This is a genomic window from uncultured Rikenella sp. (assembly GCF_910577125.1).
Taxonomy (GTDB): domain Bacteria; phylum Bacteroidota; class Bacteroidia; order Bacteroidales; family Rikenellaceae; genus Rikenella.
Genome location: NZ_CAJTMN010000157.1, coordinates 1 through 3,418 on the forward strand (window position 1 = coordinate 1; position 3,418 = coordinate 3,418).

At 61.0% G+C, this 3,418-nt stretch carries 2 protein-coding genes; both read left to right on the top strand.

Annotation, left to right across the window (positions count from 1 at the left end; translation table 11 throughout):
- Positions 1-97 precede the first annotated feature (97 nt).
- Entirely contained in the window at positions 98-2,272 is a 2,175-nt protein-coding gene (locus tag QZ292_RS10080) for a S9 family peptidase (RefSeq protein ID WP_294601160.1), read from the top strand.
- A 13-nt stretch (positions 2,273-2,285) separates the two neighbouring features.
- The gene (locus QZ292_RS10085) at positions 2,286-3,332 is read left to right on the top strand and encodes a M20 family metallo-hydrolase (protein ID WP_294601162.1); all 1,047 of its coding nucleotides are present in this window, start codon (positions 2,286-2,288) and stop codon (positions 3,330-3,332) included.
- Positions 3,333-3,418: the final 86 nt, after the last annotated feature.

Genomic DNA, 3,418 nt, shown 5'->3' on the forward strand with positions numbered 1-3,418 from the left:
GCGTAGCTATCTAAAAGTTCTTTGCGCCGCTTTCTTTCAAGAAAGCGGCAGTTCCATGCGGGTAGACACGAATAAAACGAACAGATAAATTGAATTTATGAAACGACTGATGACCATGATCGCAATAGGCGCCGCCATGAACAGTTGCGGCACCGCCCCGACAGGCGACAGCGCGACAGACAACGCCACGCTCGACACCGCCCTGACCGCCGCCGAGAAAGAAGCCCGCGTGTTCACCCCCGAAGTGATGTGGAAAATGGGGCGGATCGGTTCGGCCAGCGTGTCGCCGAATGGGAAAGAAGTGCTCTACGCCCTGACCTATTATAATATGGGCGAGAACAAAGGTTACACCTCGCTGTGGGTGATGCCCGTAGGCGAGCCCGGCAAGGCGCGTCAGATTACGAACAACCGGGGGAAAGACAACTCACCCGCATGGGGCGTCGATCCGAAAAGCGGCGAGCCGTGCATCTACTTCCTCAGCACCAGGGGCGGGGAAGAGGCCACACAGCAGTTGTGGATCGTGCGGCCCGACGGGACAGGGCTGCGGCGCCTTTCGGATGTGAAAGGGGGGATAACCGGTTTCGGAGTAAGCCCGAAAGGGGACAAGGTATGGTATACCGCCGACGTGCAGGTCGATTCGGTATCCTCCGCCGACATCTACGGCATGCCGAAGTCTCGGGCCCTGATCTACAACGACCTGATGGAGCGTCACTGGGACACCTGGGAAGACGGCGCCTACAGCCATATCTTCGTGGCCGACCTGAACCCATCGGCCGCGGACGGCAACGGGATTTCCGATGCGCGGGACATTATGCCCGGCGAGCCGTGGGACGCACCGACCGCACCCTATTTCGAGATGAGCGAAGTGGCCTGGAACCAGGCCGGGACACAGGTGGCATACACCTGCAAAAAGATGACCGGGTATGAATACTCGATGAGCACCGACTCGGACATCTACCTCTACGACCTGAGCGACGGTTCCACGAAGAACCTGACCGAAGGGATGCCGGGATACGACAAATATCCGGTCTTCTCGCCGGACGACAGCCGGCTGGCTTGGCAAAGCATGGAACGCGCCCGGAACGAGTCGGACAAAGACCGGCTGTTCGTGATGGATCTGGCCACCGGCGCGAAAAGCTATGTGACCGACGGATTCGATTATAACGCCGCCAACCTGCGGTGGAGCGGAGACGGCAAGAGCATCTACTTCATCGCGCCCATCGAGGCGACCCACCAATTGTGCCGGGCCGACCTCGCCACGGGAGACAAACCGGCGACCATTACCGTGCTGACCGCAGGCGACCACGACTACACCGACTTCAGCATCGCTTTCCCGGCGGAGGATAAACGGCCGGTGGTCGTTGCCGCGAAAACCACCCTCTCGACGGCTCCGGAACTCTTCGCCGTCGATGTCACGGACGGGAAGGATACCCAACTCACCTTCGTCAACAAAGAGATTTACGACCACGTCGACATGGGCGCCGTGCAGAAACGGTGGGTCGCCACGACCGACGGAAAACGGATGCTGACGTGGGTGATTCTGCCGCCGGACTTCGACAGCACGAAACAGTATCCGACCCTGCTCTACTGCCAGGGCGGGCCGCAAAGCGTCGTTTCGCAGCGGTGGAGCTACCGGTGGAACTTCCAGCTGATGGCCGCACAAGGATATGTGGTCGTGGCGCCGAACCGTCGCGGGCTGCCGTCGTTCGGGCAGGAGTGGCTCGACCAGATATCAGGCGACTACAGCGGGCAGAATATCCGGGACTACCTCTCGGCCATCGACGACGTGTCGAAAGAGCCGTGGGTCGACACCGAACGGCGGGGCTGCGTGGGAGCTTCTTACGGAGGCTACTCCACCTTCTACCTCGCGGGACACAGCGACCGGCGGTTCAAGGCGTTCATCGCCCACTGCGGGATGTTCAACCTCGAAAGTTTCTACGGCGAGACGGAGGAACTGTGGTTCCCGACCAACGACCTCGGCGGAGCCTACTGGGAACGGCCGGGGAACAAGATCGCCGACCGCTCGTATGCCAACTCGCCGCACCTGGCGGTCAACGACTGGTATGCGCCGATCCTGATTATCACCGGGGCGAAGGATTTCCGGATTCCGTTCACGCAAAGTCTCCAGGCGTTCACCGCGGCGCGGGCGCACGGCATCCCGTCGCGACTGGTCTACTTCGAAGACGAGGGACACCAGGTCTTCAAGCCGCAAAACTCGCTGGTCTGGAACCGCGAATTCTTCGGCTGGCTGGACAAATACCTCAAATACTAAACCCCGTTGCCCGATGAACCGTTATGTCGAGCTCCTCGAACGACTGATCGCCACCCCCTCCTACAGCCGCGAAGAAAAGATGACGGCCGATCTGCTGGCCACCTTTCTGACGGGCCAAGGGGTGGCGGAGGTGCACCGGCTGCACAACAACGTGTGGGCCCGGAACCGATGGTTCGATCCGTCGAAGCCGACCATCCTGCTCAACTCGCACCACGACACGGTGAAACCGGCGGCCGGATGGAGCCGCGACCCGTTCCTGCCGGAGATCGTCGACGGACGGCTCTACGGGCTGGGAAGCAACGACGCGGGGGCGAGCGTGGTCAGCCTGACGGCGGCCTTCCTGCACTTTTACGACGCGAAGGATTTGAAATACAACCTGCTGCTGGCTCTGACGGGCGAAGAGGAGGTTTCGGGACAGAACGGCATCGAGAGCCTCCTGCCGGAGCTCGGCCCGCTGGACTTCGCCATCGTGGGCGAACCGACGGGGCTCCATCTGGCGATTGCCGAGCGGGGGCTGATGGTGCTGGACTGCGTGGCGCACGGCAAGCCGGGACACGCGGCGAGGGACGAGGGAGACAATGCGATCTACCGGGCGATGGAGGACATCGAGTGGTTCCGCACCTACCGGTTTCCGAAAGAGTCGGCCTTGTTCGGCGGGGTGAAGATGAGCGTGACGATCGTCAGCGCAGGGACGCAGCACAATGTGGTGCCGGCGGAATGCCGTTTCACGGTGGATATCCGGGTGACGGACTGCTATACGAACGAGGAGGTGCTTGAGACGGTGCGGCGACATGTCCGGTCGGAGGTCTTTCCGCGATCGACGCGGCTGAAACCGTCGTCGATCGACCCGTCGCATCCGATCGTGGCGGCGGGCATGGCGCTGGGGCGACAGACGTACGGCTCGCCGACGATGTCGGATCAGGCTCTGCTGTCGGTTCCGTCGCTCAAGGTGGGGCCGGGAGAGTCGGCGCGGTCGCACACGGCGGACGAATATGTCTGTCTCCAGGAGATCGAGGAGGGCATCGCCCAATACATTGCTCTGCTCAATGCTGTTCTTTAATCCTACGATTATTCTATATCTCGTTCATTGGGTTGGAGGGTACTGTTCTCTTTGTGAACAAAGAGAACCAGAAAAACTTTAGAGGA

Bases quoted from the DNA above. Each gene is read 5' to 3' on its own strand.
- QZ292_RS10085 (WP_294601162.1), top strand. From the start codon at position 2,286: ATGAACCGTTATGTCGAGCTCCTCGAACGACTGATCGCCACCCCCTCC.
- QZ292_RS10080 (WP_294601160.1), top strand. From the start codon at position 98: ATGAAACGACTGATGACCATGATCGCAATAGGCGCCGCCATGAACAGT.